12 protein-coding genes are annotated in these 19,766 nt (G+C 42.8%); 4 read left to right on the top strand and 8 right to left on the bottom strand.

From position 1 onward, the window contains the following. Nucleotides 1-295 precede the first annotated feature (295 nt). Entirely contained in the window at nt 296-622 is a 327-nt protein-coding gene (gene trxA, locus DABAL43B_RS13005) for a thioredoxin (protein ID WP_079692784.1), read from the bottom strand. A gap of 341 nt (nt 623-963) precedes the next feature. On the opposite strand from trxA, the gene DABAL43B_RS13000 reads away from it, so the two are divergent. Further along, nucleotides 964-1,677 carry an RluA family pseudouridine synthase gene (locus DABAL43B_RS13000; protein WP_079692783.1) on the top strand — a complete coding sequence of 238 codons (714 nt, stop codon included), beginning with the start codon at nt 964-966 and terminating at the stop codon, nt 1,675-1,677. A 362-nt stretch (nt 1,678-2,039) separates the two neighbouring features. After that, nucleotides 2,040-3,551 carry a flavin-containing monooxygenase gene (locus DABAL43B_RS12995; protein ID WP_413771849.1) on the top strand — a complete coding sequence of 504 codons (1,512 nt, stop codon included), beginning with the start codon at nt 2,040-2,042 and terminating at the stop codon, nt 3,549-3,551. Nucleotides 3,552-3,595: 44 nt separating this feature from the next. On the opposite strand, the gene DABAL43B_RS12990 is transcribed toward DABAL43B_RS12995, so the two are convergent. From DABAL43B_RS12990 to DABAL43B_RS12980, 3 genes are all read right to left on the bottom strand, one after another. Beyond that, nucleotides 3,596-4,531: a D-2-hydroxyacid dehydrogenase gene (locus DABAL43B_RS12990; RefSeq protein ID WP_079692781.1), complete on the bottom strand. Its 936-nt coding sequence runs from the start codon at nt 4,529-4,531 to the stop codon at nt 3,596-3,598. 209 nt (nt 4,532-4,740) lie between these two features. Continuing rightward, nucleotides 4,741-5,709, bottom strand: coding sequence for a response regulator (locus DABAL43B_RS12985; RefSeq protein WP_079692780.1), 969 nt, complete (start codon nt 5,707-5,709; stop codon nt 4,741-4,743). Between the two features lie 84 nt (nt 5,710-5,793). Further along, nucleotides 5,794-8,106 (bottom strand): sensor histidine kinase, encoded by a 2,313-nt coding sequence (locus tag DABAL43B_RS12980; protein ID WP_079692779.1) that lies wholly within the window; start codon nt 8,104-8,106, stop codon nt 5,794-5,796. Between the two features lie 676 nt (nt 8,107-8,782). On the opposite strand from DABAL43B_RS12980, the gene rapA reads away from it, so the two are divergent. Both rapA and DABAL43B_RS12970 read left to right on the top strand, forming a co-directional pair. Next, complete coding sequence (gene rapA, locus DABAL43B_RS12975; protein WP_171996356.1) at nt 8,783-11,671, top strand: RNA polymerase-associated protein RapA; 2,889 nt, start codon at nt 8,783-8,785, stop codon at nt 11,669-11,671. 277 nt (nt 11,672-11,948) lie between these two features. Continuing rightward, the gene (locus tag DABAL43B_RS12970; protein ID WP_079692778.1) at nt 11,949-12,851 is read left to right on the top strand and encodes an acyl-CoA thioesterase; all 903 of its coding nucleotides are present in this window, start codon (nt 11,949-11,951) and stop codon (nt 12,849-12,851) included. 249 nt (nt 12,852-13,100) lie between these two features. Here the strand turns inward: DABAL43B_RS12970 and mutY are convergent, their stop codons facing one another. The 4 genes from mutY to DABAL43B_RS12950 all read right to left on the bottom strand — a co-directional run bounded on the left by mutY (nt 13,101) and on the right by DABAL43B_RS12950 (nt 19,628). After that, nucleotides 13,101-14,375 carry an A/G-specific adenine glycosylase gene (gene mutY / locus DABAL43B_RS12965; RefSeq protein ID WP_079692777.1) on the bottom strand — a complete coding sequence of 425 codons (1,275 nt, stop codon included), beginning with the start codon at nt 14,373-14,375 and terminating at the stop codon, nt 13,101-13,103. Nucleotides 14,376-14,441: 66 nt separating this feature from the next. Beyond that, nucleotides 14,442-15,383 carry a GIY-YIG nuclease family protein gene (locus tag DABAL43B_RS12960; RefSeq protein ID WP_079692776.1) on the bottom strand — a complete coding sequence of 314 codons (942 nt, stop codon included), beginning with the start codon at nt 15,381-15,383 and terminating at the stop codon, nt 14,442-14,444. A gap of 24 nt (nt 15,384-15,407) precedes the next feature. Then, on the bottom strand, nt 15,408-16,364 hold the full coding sequence (gene ylqF / locus DABAL43B_RS12955; protein ID WP_079692775.1) for a ribosome biogenesis GTPase YlqF: 957 nt from the start codon (nt 16,362-16,364) through the stop codon (nt 15,408-15,410). A 138-nt stretch (nt 16,365-16,502) separates the two neighbouring features. After that, on the bottom strand, nt 16,503-19,628 hold the full coding sequence (locus tag DABAL43B_RS12950) for a DUF2339 domain-containing protein (RefSeq protein ID WP_079692774.1): 3,126 nt from the start codon (nt 19,626-19,628) through the stop codon (nt 16,503-16,505). Nucleotides 19,629-19,766 lie beyond the last annotated feature (138 nt).

The raw sequence follows: 19,766 nt of genomic DNA, 5'->3' as shown, positions 1-19,766 counted from the left end.
ATAATGACGATGGTGTTTTTGTTGACAAACACGGGGAGAGTAGCGACAAGATATTTATGAAAACAATTGGTTTTCTCTTGTTAGCAGACTATACGACCTTCAAGACAGCATTGTCAATAATTTTTGCCAAAAAAGTCGTATAATCCAGTTTTTTGCTCATAAAAGCAGCAAAAAAGCCATTATCTTGTACAGACAATGGCTTTTTCGAGAGTTTTTTTATACGGCAAATGACTTGCATGAGAGTCACTAAATATTAGTAAACCCTAGCAATCATCGGTCTTAAATAAATGGCTACTTATAGATGCTTATCTATTACTTTTGCCAATTCAGCTTTTGGCTGTAGACCCATCACTGAATCTACTTTTTCGCCATCTTTAAAGACGAATAAGGTAGGAATGTTGCGAATACCGAAACGGCTTGCTGCTTGTGGGTTGTTGTCGACGTCAACTTTAACGATTTTAACTTTACCTTGGTACTCAGTCGCTAAATCTTCTAAAATAGGAGCGATAGCTTTACAAGGACCACACCACGTTGCCCAAAAGTCTACTAAGACTGGTACGTCAGATTGCAGTACGTCTTGGTCAAAGTTAGCATCGGTAGTATTAATAATAAGGTCTGACATAATTTCTCTCTCTTGTTTTATTATATCTGTCACCACTCATCCATATAAACATAGATGTCACGATAAAATGATGAGTGGCTAAAGAATGGTTAAGAAGGGGTGAAAACCTGCCATTATATTAACATGTTTGCCTAAAGTTGACAGACGCAGGCTGGTTAAATTGTTTAACAATTACGATTAGTACAATAAATCGACACATAACGATACAGCTTATGATTTATCTGTCACTTGCTTTAATCTGTCGTCACCTTTGCGTCAAAATTTACCCTCATCTCAAACTTTGCTCAATCACTGAGTATGGTTTATAGATTCAAGTCCATTACTATAAGTAGCCCATTTTTATGTCTTTTACTGATCAAGAGATCGATGCCCTTAATGCTCAAGAAAAAGCCTATCCGCTTGAGTTTTTTCAAACATTCGCCAAAAAAGTTACTGTCTATGAAGACGATGATATTTGGGTGGTGGACAAGCCGGTAGGACTATTAAGTGTCGATGGTAAAACGCTCAAGGTAAGTTTGCTTGCTCGGCTTGAGCGCGCCAATCCAGCGGTTAAATTGATCCATCGCCTAGATATGGACACCTCAGGGCTGCTCATTTTTGCAAAGAACGCGGCAGCACAAACCAATATTAGTAAGCAGTTTATTGACCGGCTACCGCAAAAAAAATACCAAGCACGAGTATTTGGGCAATGGGAAAGTGTGGGTGCAACGGGCAAGATATCAGCACCTGTACGTTATGAGCCAGCCACCAAACCGCGCCACATCGTCGATCATAATTGGTCAAAACATGCTTTAACCTTGTATGAAGTGCTGGCGCATGAAGAATGCAATGGTCAGATAGTCACTCGGGTGCTGTTAAAGCCAGTCACTGGTCGTAGCCATCAGCTGCGCGTCCATATGGTACACGTCGGGCATGTGATGATTGGCGACCCCATTTATGCTGAAGGTCGTGCATTAGATATTGCGCCAAGGCTTAATTTACATGCGCAGCAACTGCGTCTTAAGCATCCTACACTTGGCGCATGGATGGATTGGGAAAGTCCTGTACCTTTTTAAATGAATGGATTTTTAAATGCATAGCTCTTTATTGCATAGCTCTTTAAAGGTGACTTTTTACAATCTTAGTTAAAAAGTATCTGTTAAAGGGTGAGTTTGGAAAGACCAGTCAGTAATATAAGTTAACCTAGCGCTAAAATTGTTTATAGTTGATTGAGTTAAGGATGATTAAATATTAATAAAGGATAAATAAGACCATGGTCGATAACACATTATCTCAAGCGCATAATGATACTCAAAAAGGCGCTAATGAAAGCAATCGTAAGCGTATCAAACGTTTATTCAAACGCTCAAAACCACAATCGACCACCTCAGCGGATTATGAGGTGCTTATCATTGGCGCTGGTATAGCCGGTGTAAGTATGGCTTGCCATCTCCAACAGCAACAAAAAGGTAGCGGGGTTTTTAAGCGTAAAAATGCTATAAAACAAAAGCGTAAAAATAAAGAAAAAAACGCTACCGAGCGCTTTTTAGTATTAGAGAAACGCGAGGATTTGGGTGGTACATGGGATTTATTTACCTATCCTGGTATTCGCTCTGACTCTGATGCATTAACGTTTGGCTATAGCTTCCGGCCATGGCTAGATCACAAAATGCTGGCAAAAGGCGCTGACATTAAAAGCTATATCGCTGATACCGCCCGCGAGTTCAAAATCGTAGAACATATTCGCTATCAACATGAGCTACAGCAGCTATCGTGGTCAAGTAGTAGTAAACAATGGACGGCGATGATTAAAAATCATGCCACTGGTGAAGAATTCACCCTAACAGCGAATTTCGTCGTTGGGGCGACTGGTTATTATGATTATGAGACCGGTTATAGACCACATTTTAAAGATGAAGAAAGTTTTAAAGGTAAAATTGTCCATCCGCAGCATTGGCAGGATACGCACTATGACGATAAAAAAGTAATTGTCATCGGTAGTGGGGCGACTGCGATGACGCTGATACCGGCGTTGGTCGATGAAAATAGTGAACAATGCGCCCGCCATGTGACGATGTTGCAACGCTCACCGACTTATGTGGCAAGTGTACCGGGCGATGATCATGCGCTTGACTTGCTGTCAGGTAGATTCTCACCTTTATCAAAGGCACAGGCCTATACCTTACTACGTACGCGTAATGTGATGTTTCAGCAAGGGGTTTATCGAATCGCGATTCATGCGCCAAAAATCATGAAAGCGTTGTTAAATCATAGAGTCAAAAAAGAGCTCAAAGGTAGTGGCGTGGATGTTGCCCACTTTAAGCCCGCTTACAATCCATGGGAAGAGCGCTTATGTGCGGTGCCTGATAGCGATTTGTTTCAAGCTTTACATAGCAAGCGTGCTGAAGTCGTTACCGATATCATTAGCCACTTTACGCAGACGGGTATTGCATTGGCATCAGGCAGACATTTGGATGCGGATATCATTGTTACTGCTACTGGTCTCAAATTACAGATGCTCGGCGGCGCTGCTTTATATGTCGATGGACAGCCAGTCGATGTAGGCTCACGGATGACCTATAAAGCGGTAATGCTTGAGGGCGTGCCAAACATGGCAATCATGTTCGGCTATACCAACGCTTCTTGGACGCTAAAGATTGATTTGGCCTGTCAGTATGTGCTGCGGTTACTTAATTATATGAATAAAGAAGGCTATAAAACAGTATGTGCGCAGGCTCAAAGTGAGCAAGAGCAAGTGACTAGACAAGTAGTAATGCAGCCGGATACGGTACTTGGCGCGCTATCTGCAGGTTATGTCAGCCGTGCCAAAGATGAGTTGCCAAAGCAAGGTGACCGCTATCCGTGGCGGGTGAATAATAACTATATCACCGATCGCATCATGCTCAAATACCGTAAAATCAAAGATGAATGGCTACATTTCACTCGTTAATTTTTTTCTAAGCATTGACGACTTTCTAAGCTTTATTAAGCTCTCTAACTCTGTTTAATAAAGTCAGTCACTTGTTTGCTAAGTATTTGCCACAAAGTTTCTTGGGCGCTTTTACTACCCCAAGCATTATGCGGGCTAAAGATCACACGCGGATGTTCACCAAGAGCAAGTAAAGGATCGTTGGCAGCGATTGGCTCTTGCTCAAAAACATCGCTACCATAACCCAGAATTTGCTCGTTATTAATAGCATCAGCGAGCGCTTTACTATCGACGATACCACCGCGCGCAACGTTAACCAGTAACGGTTTCTTAGTCATTTTTGCCAGTGTGTTTTTATTAATCAAATGCTTGGTATCATCGTTTAAAGGACAATGTAAGCTAATCACATCAGCAGCGGCGAGCACCTCATCAAAGGCAGTATAATCGTCATTACGCGGCGTGCGACCTTGGTGCTCCGCCCACAATACTGTCATGCCAAAAGCACGCGCAATATCAGTGACACGTTTACCAATGGTACCGACGCCAATGATACCCAGTGTTTTATCTTCTAAATCGACTAGCGGTATATCAAGCAAACAAAAATTACCATCCTCTACCCACGTGCCATCAATGACCTTATTATGATAATGTAAGCCTGCACGCATTGCATTTAACATCAGCATAAAGGTATGTTCGGGAACACTTTTAACCGCGTAACCAGCAACGTTATACAGCGCGATACCATGTTCAGCGCAAGCATCCTGGTCGACGTTGTTCATACCGGTTGCGGTCAATTGAATGAGCTTCAGCTTGGGTAGCTTAGCAATCACATCAGCACTGATTTGCACTTTATTAGTAAAAATAATATCGGCGTTTTGACAGCGCTCAATTATGAGCTCTTGCGGTGTATCGTCGTACGTAATATAGTCAGTCACGCCAGCTGGTGCTGACAATTCAACGTTATCAGAAAAAGTGCCTTTATCTAAAAAAACCGCTTGCATGGTGATTCCTTATCTCATTGTTATCGTAAATGGGCTTTGATTATTATCGGCTTAATGTAGCACGTTGCTGCCTTTATTCAAAAAGTACGTCAAAAAGTACAAAGCAAAAAAACCTCTACTTCAGCTTTGATATAGAGGTTTTATTTTATTGGACAATAATCTTTTATCGCTTATAAGGTGATAAATCCAAGTGCTGTAAAGTTATGCACTTATAAAGAGAAGCGCTTACGCAATTTACCGATAAGATTCCGTACGCGGCTGCTTAAATCAATACGCACATCGTTTTCAGGATCGTGTTCTACTTCATAACGTTTGACCAATTCAGGACTGGCTTTGAGTTTTGCATGATGCTGAAACGCACGGTTAACACTAATCTCAAGCAAACTGGCGCGCATCGGCTTCGGTAAGCAGCGATAGACCTGACCTTTATTAATCAAATCAATGAGCAAGCCAGCGTCTTGGAATTCAGTCTGTACCAAGACCACTAAATGCGGTGCATCTTGCTTTAAGGTAAAAATAATAGGTGCGATATTTTCGCCGCTGACATTAATATCGGTGATACAAACACCGATATCTTCGTTCGCCAAATAATCATAAGCCTCTTCTAAGCCTTTAGCATGCAGTACTTTATAACTGTTAGAGAATTGCTTGCGTATTTGCTCAATCAGATCGTTGGTCTCATCGATCACCAATAGCGTTTGCTTATTACCTGAGCTGTCGAATTGCTCAGCGTCTTCGTCTGGATTATAAGTCAAGGCGATTTCGGTGGCGCGACCGACGACCGAGAGTAGCTCTTCAGATTTGCACGGCTTGGTCAGATAACGATAAATCTCACCGTCATTAATAGAGCCAATAATCGCATTTAGATCCGCATAACCGGTCAATAGGATGCGCATGGTAGACGGTGATACTTCTTTTACTTCGCGTAGGATATCGACACCAACACGCTCAGGCATACGCTGGTCACTGACCGCGACATGTACATGGTTGTTTTTAATATAGTCAATATACTCAGTAGGATCCGTTGTGATAAAAACGTCATGGGTTTTACGAAACAGCAGTTTCATAGAACGTAAAATGCGTTGTTCATCGTCAATAAATGCCAGTTTTGGCTTAGCTTCAGTACTTAGCTCAGCTGTACCGATGTCATTACTGATGTCATTTTCTAATTCATTCATGATGAGTTCCTTGTGATGAATAACAGTGCTATAACTTTGTATAATAATTAAAATAGCAATTAAACTAACAACAGAACCTAGCGATTATGCTGCTAGGCTTTTTTCCGTTAAATCATTATTAATCGGTAGCGTTAAGGTAAATGTAGTGCCAATGCCTTCAGTCGATATCGCTTTAATGTCACCATTATGCTGTTCCATAATCTGCTGACTGATTGCCATCCCAAGCCCCGTCCCTTCGCCTGCGCCTTTGGTGGTAAAGAATGGCTCGAATATTTGATTAAGCACTTCAGCGCTCATGCCTTTACCATTATCGCTGACATCAATATATACATTGCTGTCATCAGCACGGGTACGCACTTCGATTTTGCCATCCGGTTTTTCTTCCATAGCTTGCGAGGCATTGTTTAACAAATTGACCAGCACTTGGTTGATCTGCGACGGTGAACATTTCACTTCAGGCGTTGGCGCAAAATCAGTAACAATCTCTTGATGTCTGATAGAGTTACCAGCGATTTTAAGTGAGGCTTCGATACATTCACGCACATCAATAGTTTTCACTTTTGACTCATCAAGACGGGCGAAGTTGCGTAGGTTTAATACCATCTCGGTGATTTGCTCGACCCCAAATAGCGAGTCTTTAATCAGCTCTTTTAGCTCAGCTGATAGATCATCTTCTTGGATTTCATCAGAAGCACGGACGATATCAGCCAATAGCTTATCAATTTTGCCATCAGCTGCTGCGTCAGACTTGATACCTTTTAACCCTTGTACCAATTCAATCAACTCTTCGTATTGCTCAGTCAGCTGACCGATAATCTCAAGGTTATTTTGCACATAAGACAATGGCGTATTCACTTCATGAGCGACGCCTGCCACCATTTGTCCTAGCGTTGCCATTTTTTCTGAACGTATTAATTGTAGCTGCGAGCTTTTCAGCTCTTTTAGCGTCTCTTGCAGCTCAGCGGTACGCTCTTCGACTTTAATCTCAAGCTGCTGATTGATATTGGCAAGTTTACCTTCGTTAGATTGAATGCGATCTAATAGGTCATTAATAGAGCCGTTTACCAGCCCAATCTCGTTGCGACCTTTCTTAAATTTAACGGAGCTCAATTTGTTGTATTGCTTATTGTTAATGATGTTTTCTGCCAAAGAAATTTTATCAGTAGTTTCTTTCAATGGTTTAAATGCCAAGAAAGTCAGCATGAAATAAATAATACCAGCGGTGAATAATAGCGCTAAAGCAATCCAGTTAATCAAGTTTTCACTTAGATTGTCGGCAATGGCGTTAATCTCATCATCAGGCTGTACGACGATCAGCTTCCAATAAGTTTCAGGAATCTCAAACACATACGCTTGACTGCCGTTATAGTAACTGTCTTTTGCCAGCTCAAAGCTTTGTAACAAGCGGCTATCCATGGCATTTTGCTTATTTTCACCGTTATTTAAATAAGCAGCGTAGTTGACCAAATAGTAACCTTTTGCCGTACCGGTTTCAGCTTTATCGAGTGTGGTTAGTACTTGCTGTATTTGCGGCGATACACTGGAGGCGACTTGCTCGATAGTTTCTTGACGTTGGACATCTAAGAAATCAAGTACCGGTTGCCAAGCTGGGTCAGAGTTAATCACCTGTTTGATATCAAGCGGCGTGCCTGTCTCTTCATCAATATAGCTTAAGCGTTCAGGGTTAGACGAGGCAATAACCTTATCACTATTATCTAGCAATAGAATATAACCAGAGCCCGAGCTTTCACTGAGCTTAACAATATTTTCTTGTAACTGGTTGAGGGTAAAGTTGACCGTACTGGCACCCCAAAACTGATTGTCACGTTCAATAGCGACACCGCAGCTCATGGCAAGCTCGCCTTTGGTTTGGCTGGCGCGGACATGGTTCCAGATACAACTGTCAGGTTTAAGCAATTTTAGAACGCTAAACCAATCTTCTTGATAATAAGGATTGGCCGGATTTGGATCGCTTAGTACCGCTTGATAATCACCATTTTGGCGCACCATCAAGAACGGATGCGTCGCAGTATTTGCTCCAAGCGCACCGTTATCAGGCCAAATGCCGCCACTACCTAATAAGTTATAATCGCGCTTATCAAAAGCATTGGCGGTACTGGCTTGTAAAATATTTTCTTGTAGTGGTAAGGTTTGCGCACTTTGCTGTAGCAGCAAGGCACTACGCATCACCCGATTGATATCGGCAGAGATACTATTAACCGCCGTGTTACCGCGCTCAGCGACCAGTTTTGCTGACTCAAGGCGAATTTTTTCATAGCCTTCTTTGTCAACAACATAAACAACGACCGCCAGTACGACCGCAAAAGCAATAAATAAAATAGTAGTAACTTGGGTACTAACTTGGTTGAAAAAGCCAACTTTTTTGGAGTCACTCATTATAGTGTTTGTCCTTGGTAATAGGGATCACAAAGAAGACTGCCAATATGGTTTATTGGTCACAATCGCTTATGTGCTTATGTGCTTATGTGCTTATGTGCTTATGTGCTTATGTGCTTATGTGCTTATGTGCTTATGTGCTTATGCTTAATTAAAACGCTATATAAATAATTGGTCATGAACGTAAACGACAAAAAATATTTACATAACTTAAAGTAATGATAAATAATACGAATAATAACTTAATGGACTACAATAAGAAAAACTATGCCTATAACCGCTGAGAAAGAATCGATAGTGGCTATCAGGGTGTATAGGTAATAGGTGAGTAAATATCTAAGTAATTCAGATTGATCAAATAGTCTTGCAAATAGAAAGCAATGTCCTATTGCATTTGTTAACAATACAGCAACAATTTTATAATAACAATATTTTTTCTTTACTTGCGAGTCGTTATCTTATTGTTTTGTATGACCAACTTATGCTTGGCTTTGCCAGAATCTTGCATGAATCTGCTCTTGAAAAGTTAACTTAGCGCACTCATCTAGTCGCTAACGTTATATAATGGTCTGCTTTATTGACTGACCTAGCTTACTAATGTTACTGACCCAGCAAGCATGGCTCGCATCGTAAGCTACTTACTTTCTTATCATCTGAGTACAAAAGACATCGCCCTATGACTATCTCTATCGCTTCATTGCACAGCACCGAATTCGCCGTTGGTCAACGCTATTTATCTGATACGGAGTCCGAGCTGGGCTTAGGTGTGGTCATCGATGTAGACGACCGATGTGTACATATTTTATTTCCCCAAAGTGAAGAGACGCGCGTTTATGCGAAAAACTCTGCGCCGTTGTCGCGTGTAGTATTTAAGGTTGGCGATAGCATCTCTGATCAGGCGGGTAAGAGCTATACGGTAAGCGCCGTCGAAGAAGTGATGGGCGTGCTCAAATACAGCGTTGATGGGCATGAGAAAGCCATCATGGAAACCCGTCTTGCCGCCAATATCACCTTAGCAAAGCCACTTGAGCGTCTGCTGGCTGGTCGTATTGAACGTAGTGATTGGTACGATTTGCGTCAAGATATTTTGCGTATGCAATCGGCAATTGCTGGTCATCCATTAAAAGGTCTAATGGGCGCGCGCGTCGATATCATTGAGCATCAGCTTTATATCGCCCATGAAGTTGGCAAACGTATCGCACCGCGTGTGTTGCTTGCCGACGAAGTTGGTTTGGGTAAAACTATTGAAGCGGGTTTGGTTATTCATCAGCAGTTGCTGACTGGCAAAGCTGAGCGCGTGCTCATTCTCGTGCCGGACAGCCTGCAATACCAGTGGATGATCGAGCTACGTCGTCGTTTTAATCTAAACTTTGCCCTGTTTGATTTGGTACGTACCGCGGCGATTAAAGAACATGACCCTGAGCAAAACGTCTTTAACACTGAGCAATGTATCATCGCTGGTATGGATCTATTGCTCGACCATCCTGACTTGTATGACCAAGCGATGGACGCAGGGTTTGATTTACTGGTCGTCGATGAGGCGCATCACTTGCATTGGGATGAGACGCAAGGCGGTAATGATAAGTATGACCTCATTGCAGACTTTGCCGAAGAAACGGCAGGGGTCATGTTATTGACAGCGACGCCTGAGCAGCTTGGCGCACAAAGTCACTTTGCGCGTTTGCGTTTATTAGATCCCGCTCGCTTTGACGATTTAGATGAATTTATTGATGGACAAGAAGCCTTTGCGGAAACTGCGTCAGTCGCAAGCGTATTAATAGAAGATAAGCCGTTAAGTGAAGGGCAAATCGCAGCGTTAAGCAGCCTGCTTACGATTAGTATTGATGAATTAGCAACGATTAATGAAGACGAAAAACTACGCACTTATGCGCTCAATGAGCTGCTAGATCGCCATGGTACTGGACGTATTTTATTCCGCAATACCCGTGAAAGTGTCAAAGGCTTCTACGGACGTAGTAGCCAGCCATATCCACTGCCATTACCTGAAGCATGGATCGATAGCTACCAAACCAACGGCAAATTGCGTGAGCAGCTATGGGGCGAAGAAAATCAGCCTGATGGCGGCTGGTTAGAAGATGACCCGCGTGTTCCTTGGTTAATTAATATCTTAAAGGGTGAGCTTAAGCACAAAAAAGTGCTATTGATTGCTCGTAGTGGCGCGACGGTTGAGAGTTTAGAAGCAGTATTGCGTCTACATGCTGGTATTAAGACGGCCATCTTTACCGAGCAGATGACCTTACTTGAGCGCGACCAAGCGGCGGCATTTTTTGCCGATAGTGAAGGTGCGCAGATATTATTATGCTCTGAGATTGGTTCTGAAGGTCGCAACTTCCAGTTTGCCAGCCAGCTGATATTGTGGGACTTACCAGCCAACCCCGATACACTAGAGCAGCGTATCGGTCGTCTAGATCGTATCGGGCAAACGCAGCAAATTATGTTGCATGTGCCTTATGTGCAGGGCACAGCGCAAGAGCGCCTCTATCACTGGTACAGCAGCGCGCTAAATATGTTTAATCAGATTTCACCGACGGCGCAAAGCGTGCAAGAGCAGTACATCCAAGAGCTGAAACCAATGCTTGAGGGTGCAGATACCGACGAGAACCGTACAACGCTTAAAAATGTTGTCGCAGAAGCATTACAGACGCGATTGGGACTTGAGGAACAGCTCCAAGCGGGTCGCGACCGTTTACTAGAATACAACTCGTGCCGTCCACGTGTTGCTGGACGTATCGCTGATGCCATGCGTGACTTCGACGGTCACAATCTATTGCCGCAGTTTATTGAGCGATTTTTTGCCTCAGCCAATATCGAGCATAACATCCAACGTGATGGCTCGTGGGTGATTGCACCGATTGATAGCACTGAAATTAGTGATTATATCGACGGTCTGCCACTTGGTGATGAAGATGGCATGACGTTGACTTTTGAGCGTGAGCAAGCGCTGCAGCGTGAGGATATCGAATTCATCACTCATGAGCATCCGCTAATGCGCGCGATTTATGAGCTGGCGAGTACCAGCACCTTTGGTAATACCACGGTTGCGATGCTAAAAAGCGCCGCCGTGCCACAAGGCATGGTGCTGCTAGAAGTAAACTTCCGCGTAGAAGCCATCGCACCAAAATTGCTTAATTTGCCAGCGACCTTGAGCACGCAAAATATCCGTGTCTTTATTAGTGAGCAGGGTAGTGATTTATCCGCGCGTATCAGCGCCGATATGATTATGCCGCACATTGAGCGCTTAGATAAAAACCGCGCGCGCCAAGTGATTAAAGTACGTGGCGATGTGATTGAGCAGCGTTATTATGAAGCCGAAGACATTGCGCGTCAGCAGTTGGCTGAGATTGGTGAGCAAGCAAGCGCACGCTTTAGCCAGCAGTGGTCGCGTGAGATTAAACGTCTTAAGCATCTACAAACCATCAATCCTAACGTGCGTCCAGAAGAGATTGAACGCTTAGAGCAGCTACAAGCACAAGGCGAGCAGGCGCTAGGAAGCTTATCACTCGTACCAGATTCTATTCGTGTGCTGGTGGCAGTGAAGCCATAAATGTAAGACAATAGTAAAAACGAGGGGATATAAAACATCTCGTTTTTATGCCTTTCGTTTTATAATGAGTTATTAGTAATCGTTTTATTGTCTGTTATTATTGTTAATCATACTAAGTTATTGCTCATCCTAAAATTTCTCTTGTATATTACTGCAAGTGATTTCATATTATTTTAAATTAAAACGCCATATCGGCTTGAGCCATATCGTATTGATATCGTTTGGCGCTTATATCTAGATGCTTGGCGTTATTGACAAAAATAAGGAAAATACCGTCATGTCTGATTATTCGCAACTGATCGATGAGTTACTGGCCACAGTGGCGCTCATTGAAGTCAGCCCTGATGTGTTTGAAGGTAAAAGCCATGACTATGTTGGTGCCCGTATTTTCGGTGGGCAAGTGCTCGCGCAAGCGATCATGGCAGCAGCGCATACGCTTGATAAAGACAAGCCTTGTCATTCATTGCATGGGTATTTTTTACGCGGTGGTGATATCAATCAACCAGTGATTTATCAAGTGCGCCGCTTACGTGATGGTCGCAGTCTGTCTGCGCGTGAAGTGACCGCGATTCAATATAAGCAAGTACGCGGTAAGCCGCCGGTTGAGCAAGTGATATTTTCGATGATTGCGTCTTTTTCACCGATGGAAGAAGGCTTAGAGTATCAAGAAGATATGCCGGTTTATCCGCCGCCTGAAGATTTATTGGCTGAGCAGGATTTAAAAGAAGAGTATGTCGGTAAAGTCCCAGAGGCGTTAAAAGCGCGCTTTATGCGCCGCCGTCATATCGAGATCAAACCCGTTAAGCCGCGTGATCCGATTCATCCAGAACCGATGAAACCGAAGCAAGCAAACTGGCTACGTATCCGTGAATTGGGTAATCAGCCGCTCGCCATCCAGCAAGCATTATTGGCATTTTCATCTGATTTTTATCTGGTTGGCACCGGTCTGATGTCGCACGGTATTAGCTTTATGACCAGTGGTTTACAGGCTGCTAGTATCGACCATTCGATGCATTTCCATCGTCACTTTGACTTAAATGAATGGCTGCTATACGACATGTGGAGTGATACGACATCCAATGCGATGGGACTCAATCACGGTCAGTTTTGGCAAGATGGTAAGCTGGTAGCGACGGTACAACAAGAAGGCTTGATGCGTTTGCGTGTACCGAAGTCTTAGTTTTATCGTTCTAATATTTCGTTAGACCAAAAATAAAAGCGACTCAGGATTATGCTGAGTCGCTTTTTTAATGGAGTGTTAAGCGATTGTTTTAAGTATTTATAGTCAGCGAAAAATAATATCGATAAATCCTGTACTGTTGATATAAGTTTTTTTCGCTTGCTGTGCCTACGCAGACAGAGGCTGCAAAAAACTTATACCAGCAGTACCGTCACGTTTTTAAGGTGTTTTTACTATAAGCATAAATACTTATTCTAAAATTTTAACCATCGCTCGTGGCAACCCTAGTGTTGCTTGGGCATCATCAGCATTCAACCAATTGATATTAATGTCACCAGCTTGTAATGCTTCGGTTATATCGGTAGTTTGTTTAGCATTTAAAGTGACTGATTGCGGCGTCAAATACCAATGAAAATGGGTCAATGAATGTTTAATCGGTGCGTCGTCTAATAAACTTTTACTCACTGATTTTGCTATTAATTGATTTTTTGCCAACCACTCATTAATAATCTGTTCAGCAGTGGTAAATTCTGCTTCGTATACTTTCTCATTACTAGCCACTTCTAATGGCTGATTACCAGTCGCGGCGCTTAGTTTGTTATCTATATTGTTGTCAGTATTTTTAATAGTGTCTTTAATAACAGCTTTAACAGCAACTTTTCCGCTAATCTTTTCTACAAACTCTAGTGGCAAACTCCACAACCCACCCCAAATGCCATTATCAGGGCGCTGTAGCCACAATATCTCACCAGCTGTATTTTTAATAAGCAGCGCATTACTGAATTTACTGGGTTTTGGCTGCTTTTTTGCCTTGACCGGATAGTCCGTCTCGCGCCCTTGTGCATGTGCTAAGCAATCATCTTGTAGCGGACATAATAGACAAGCGGGCTTGCTACGTGTACATAACGTTGCGCCCATATCCATCATCGCTTGCGCAAACAATCCTGATTGCTCTCTAGGGGTTAAACGCTCTGCCAATGCCCATAATTCTTTAGTCGTCGCCGACTTAGTGATATCGCCATCGATTGCCGCCCAGCGTGTGAGTACACGTTTGACATTACCATCACAGATGACGCCATAACGGTGCAAGCCCATCGCCATAATCGCGCCAGCGGTCGAAGGACCGACACCTGATATTGCTTCCCAACCTGCTAGGGTCGTTGGATATTCGCCAGTCTCAGCGATCACTTCAACCAACTGCTTAGCGCCTTTATGCAAATTACGCGCACGCGCATAGTAACCAAGTCCTGCCCAATGCTCTGCCACCATATCCCATTCTGCTACTGCTAAATCTTGTACTGTCGGAAACGACTCCATAAAGCGGGCAAAGTAGGGCAGCACCGTCGTTACTTGCGTTTGCTGAAGCATGACTTCGGATAACCAAACGATATAAGGGTTAGGCGTGTCGGTTTGGTGCTGCTGCCAAGGCAAATCATGGCGACCGTTTTCGGCGAACCAGTCGAGTAGGCGTGGGGCGAAGGAATTAAGGTTGGTATCTGTATGAATAAAAGTAGGGGCTGTCATAGGCAATGGGCGAGCAATTCAAAAGTATGAAGGTTATATGAGGGTTGCGTATCGGGATTAAAGGCGTTAGCGATAGATACTATCTAAAGTTTGACCTGCTTCATTTTTCCAAATTTTCCAACCATTGCTTGAAGAGCCAAGTACAAAATCAGATGCACCACTGGGTGTTTTGCACAATAAGTTTTCTATTAGCTCATAGAGTTCGCTATCATATTCAATTAATTTCTTTGCTGACAACATTTCATCTCTTTTATTAATTGCCCAGCTGCTTGCTGATGCAATTGTTCTCTTATTTATTAGTGAACCTGATAACACTACAAACCCATCATCATCATAATAACCCTTAGCATAGGTACCATGAGTTTTGCAATAAAAAAGTGTGGACTCCGGTTGAGTAAGGGATATTTGAGTAGGAGTTGTCCCAATACAGATAGTATTTCTTGTATCTATAATAGGTAAGATCTCATTACTGTTAGCACTTTTGTTATTGATACTAAGTGATTCAAAAATAGGCTGCCCTAAAGTTGATAATAAAACATCGAGCGTATAAAACAGTTCTTCGCAGTCGGCTTTTAATGGATCAGGAGTATGTGGACGATTACCAGTATTACCATTTTTTATCTCATAGCGCCCAACTTTAATAGCAGTGGCAATAGCTTTATGTTCCATATATAACGCGTGAGTTTGGGTCATTGAGTTATTGGTCGAGAGCATGACAAAAGCACGCGTCCAAAAATCCTTTTCATGATGCTGATTTAGTCGTCTTCTTAAATCACCGGTTTGCCCAATATATAGTAGCGGCTTGTCGATACTGTCTGTATCACCGACCAAAAAATATAAACCAACTTGATTGGCTTCTGGCATCGCAAAAAAGTCATCAATATGAATGCGCGGGATTTCAATCAGTCTTACTGTACGCGTAGTCATCTCTGCCAAACGTAACCCGCGAGGATTGCCTTTTGGCAGATAGATTTGAATAGTTTTAGCCGATGGTATTAATGGATTCATAGTAGCCGGTATTTTTTATGAGATTTATTTACGATTTTTACGTGTCTTTAAACGACGCAGGCGTTTCTCTTCTTCTTTAGCAATCCTTTTTTCTTCAGCAGCCAGACGTTGCTCGGCGACGACGATTTCTTCAGCCTCAGTCATTGCCGGCGTCTCTAAAGTAATACGTCCAATCTTACCGCTACGCAGTTCATTGACTAGGATTTCTGACATCCGGTAAGTATCGACTTTATTTCCCGCACGCACACAGCCACGATTACGTCCAGCCACTTCAAAAAACTCCCAATCTGTCTTGGGCAATTCTTCAATTTTATAGCGGGCTTTTAATAGCTCAGGATAGGCTTCAAGCAAATATTCAGCGGTATAGCCTGCAACATCAGCAAAGTCAAACGCCGTATCACGTATGCCGCCGGTCGCTGCCAAACGATAACCAGAGTTTTCGTTTTCAACCTTTGGCCATAGCATACCAGGGGTATCATAGAGCATGATGTCATCGTCAAGCTTAATTAGCTGCTGCGACTTAGTCACCGCTGGTTCGTCACCTGTTCTAGCAACCGCACGTCCTGCTAGGGTATTAATCAAAGTCGATTTACCGACGTTTGGAATCCCCATAATCATGGCTTTGATCTGGCGACCCGTGCCGACTTTATTGGGGACAAGTTTTTTACAAAGGGCGATGATGCGCTTTACGTCATCGGCTTTATTATCGTCACAAGCGATTGCTTTGACACCATCTTGTTGCTCAAGATAATCCATCCACGCTTGGGTCAATTCGGGATCAGCAAGATCGGCTTTGTTTAAGATTTTGATGACAGGTTTTTCGCCGCGCAATGCCGCGACCATTGGGTTTTCACTACTATAAGGGATACGCGCATCAATCACTTCGATGACCACGTCCATTTGTGGCATGTTTTCTTTGATTTCATTGCGGGCTTTGTTCATATGCCCAGGGAACCACTGAATACTTACTCTCTTATCCATTTGCTTTTATAACCTTTTATAGAAAATGCTAAAAGTAAGACAATCGTCATTTACTTTTTAATGGTGTTCAGTTTACTACAGAACCAGCGTTATCACGTTACAATTTCTTGACGTCATCAGCGGCAGTTATCGCAGTCGCTATCCTTGAGGATCATCTACGACCTCATCATGAGCAGGTGGCAGGGGTGCCAAATAACCAATCACTAATATCAAACTACCTGCGCCAAGGAAAGAAATCACCCGCCAAATCGCCTCAGTTTGTGATAAATCAACCAAGACCAGTTTGAGTACCACCACGCCCAGCAATCCAATACCCATAAACCACAGCGCCCGCTGGAGGTAGCGACTGGCAATAATAGTTGCAGCCAATGCCAATAATGTCCATAAAATCGTTAATCCTGTCTGCACTTGCTCGCTATACCATGCGCCGCCAGTACTTTCGTAGAAACCAACAATCCATAGTGGTGTGTTAATAAAAGCGTGCAACGTCCTGACCAACATGCTCGAAAGTATCCAAAAACTAATCAGCGCTAATATAATGAGTAGCGTATTATTTTTAGGAATGGCATCTAAGATGTTTTGCGATTGCTTGCCCTGTGATTGACCGAGTAAATAAACGCCCAACCCATAAAATACGATTAGCCATAAGGTCACATCATATAAATTAAACAAAGGAAAATAGGGTAGTTCCCAAATGACGCCATCATAGGAGAAGTTGGTAAAAATAACCCAGCCTAATGTAATGGGCACAAAAATTTTGGCACTGTTTAATATTGCCTCTTGCCAGTCAAACCAGTACAGCGAAAGCGCTGAAGATGTGTTTTTTTCTGGCGAATGATGGGATTGAATTAAGTTATGACGGTGCGTCCACCAGAGTCCAGCCAGCATCAAGGCAATAGGTACAAGGATAGTCATCACCCCTTGTGAATTGGGCAATCTATAATGTACCAATTCTGCCAAAACTATAATTCCAGTGCCAAGCCAGCTAGCGCTATCGTAGCCTTTTAATTCTGCATTGTTATGATTGTCTTTATTGATATTAGTATTGTTATGCCACGTTTTTAACCAAAGTTGCCCAACGACTAGCCAGCCGATTAAGAGCGTCATAAATATCGGCCAATGAAAAGTCGTCCATTGATAGTCAAATTCATATCTTTGTGGCAGCTGTAATACGATCATGGCATAAAATAACAGCAGCAAACCATGGCTAAATTGTCTGATTTCGCGCCACGAACGGTAATAGTTAACCACATGATAAATGATAATGCTGACTAAACTCGCCAATGCTATCAGGGTAGTCGTTGCCAATTGCCAGCTGGCAAACCATTGGTCAAAATCAATGATTAACACATATAGTAGCCAGCCCATCGCAGTGAGCGTCAACAGACGTATCAAAACTGGACTTTGCCAAATGATTTTAAACGCTATGCTTTGGCTATTGATACTGGCAAGCCATTGCTGAGCTGCCGTGTCACTGATGCCCAAATCTTTGGCGTATTCTGACAGCGTATGATTGGCGTTAAGCTCGTTTTCAGAATAATGAATAGCTTGTGCTGAATCTTGAATCTCTGCGATAGGAGATAGGATAGGCGAGTTACTGGCACGTAGAATAAAAACGCTGGCGAGCGCACTGATGGCAGAAATCGTTAATGCCAAGGTGGGATAATGCGTAACAGTGATAACAAAGCTATTTAACAGCATAGCAATACTAATCAGCTGTAACGATAAACCGAATAATACTGACCATGCACGTAATGAGCGACGGCCAAACCAGACCAAAGCTAATCCTTGCACCGACCAACCAAAGGCAATCCACTCAGCGTTTAACGCCAGCGGAATCACCAAGGCTAAAAAGCCAAACCCTAATGCCAGCATGCCTTCAGTAATCAGCGCATAGCGCTGACTACGCTGAATAAAGGTCCAGCCAAGCCCCAAATAAATCGCTGCTAAAATCGCGCTAGCAAAGGTTAATGCGTGATTGATATCGCTCAATAACGCTGAAAATAAACCAAATGCCAATATCGGCACTGAAAATAGCAGCCCAATATCAATAGGAAATAAATACTGATGGTCAGTAATATTAGCGGTCTGAATGTCAGCAGTTTGATTTTCGCTATTAGTATCCAACTCATGGCTATTGTTATAAGCAATGATTTGCTGAGCATAGCGAATGACGACGAATAGATAGAGCAGGACATGCAGTGCTACGAGCAGGACCAATGCCCAGCGCTGATTATCAATAATTGCTATTAAATTCTCAGTGAGCCCCCAATAGTATGCCAGCCCAAAGGTCACGCCCACACCCAATAAGTTAAGTACCTTCCACGGGCGATAATGGGCAATAGCAGCAATGGTCACATTTAATAATAAATAATAGCTAAATAATACCGTTAAGCTGCCGGTATCTTGACTTGTCAAAATTGGCGCAAAAAAGCCACCGGATAATGCCAATAATGCTAACGGGAAAGCGTTTTGGCGCACCGCTAAAGCAACCGTTAGCGCCGATAATATACCGAGTGCCATAAAGCTTGGTAAGGCACTAATGACGTGATACACGCTATAGGCAAAAAAGGTACTTAAATAAGCGATGGATAAACCGGCTCCTTGCAAGGTAATGCCGTAAGCAAAGCGATTTTTTACTAGTTTTAATCCCAATCCTGCTAGCCCTAAGCCAATAGCACCTATGGCAATAAGTTTAACGGTAATCGGTATCTCGATATACTCGCTTAATAAGCGTAGCAATAAAACCACGCCGACCAGCAATACTAAGACTCCGACACGTACCACCAAATTACCGCCAAAGAACCAGTTTTTAATCGAGCTGATAATGGAAGTAACTATTGGCAAAGAGCGTTCGTCCGGCTCTATGTCAGTGGTTGAATTCTGTGGTTTCGACTTTAAGCGCAGGTTTTTAATAGAGTCAAAAATAGGTAAAGTAGATGACGCAGAAGTAACTTTTTCTTCTTCTGAAGATAACGATGATGAAGAAGTAAGCGTTGGTGGCCAAGGACTTAAAGCGCTATCAGGTGCTACCGCAGATTCTGATTCCGAACTACTATCTTTAATAAAGCTTATATCAGCAGAATGGGCAGGTTTTTCTGCTATCAGGTTATTTTTATGCAGCTCAAACTCAGCTTGTAATTGTGCCATATCGCGGCGTAAATGCCTGAGCTGCTGATTTATCTTGGCGTATAACGCCACAACCACAATTAACAAAGCAATAAAAGCCAGCCAGCCAAGTTGGTTTATAAATAGATATAGCATCCTCGTCACTCAATCCATCTGATAATAGAGTGATAATGACGTTATTTGGCGATAAGCACAATAGTAATGGTTTTAATGGAAAAACAAGGGCAGCTTAAGTATTAAGCTGCCCTTGTTTTTGCTGCGTTATTTATAACA

Source organism: Psychrobacter sp. DAB_AL43B, from assembly GCF_900168255.1.
Taxonomy (GTDB): domain Bacteria; phylum Pseudomonadota; class Gammaproteobacteria; order Pseudomonadales; family Moraxellaceae; genus Psychrobacter.
Note: the sequence above shows the minus strand (reverse complement) of the source record. Positions and strands in the feature narration are given on the sequence as shown.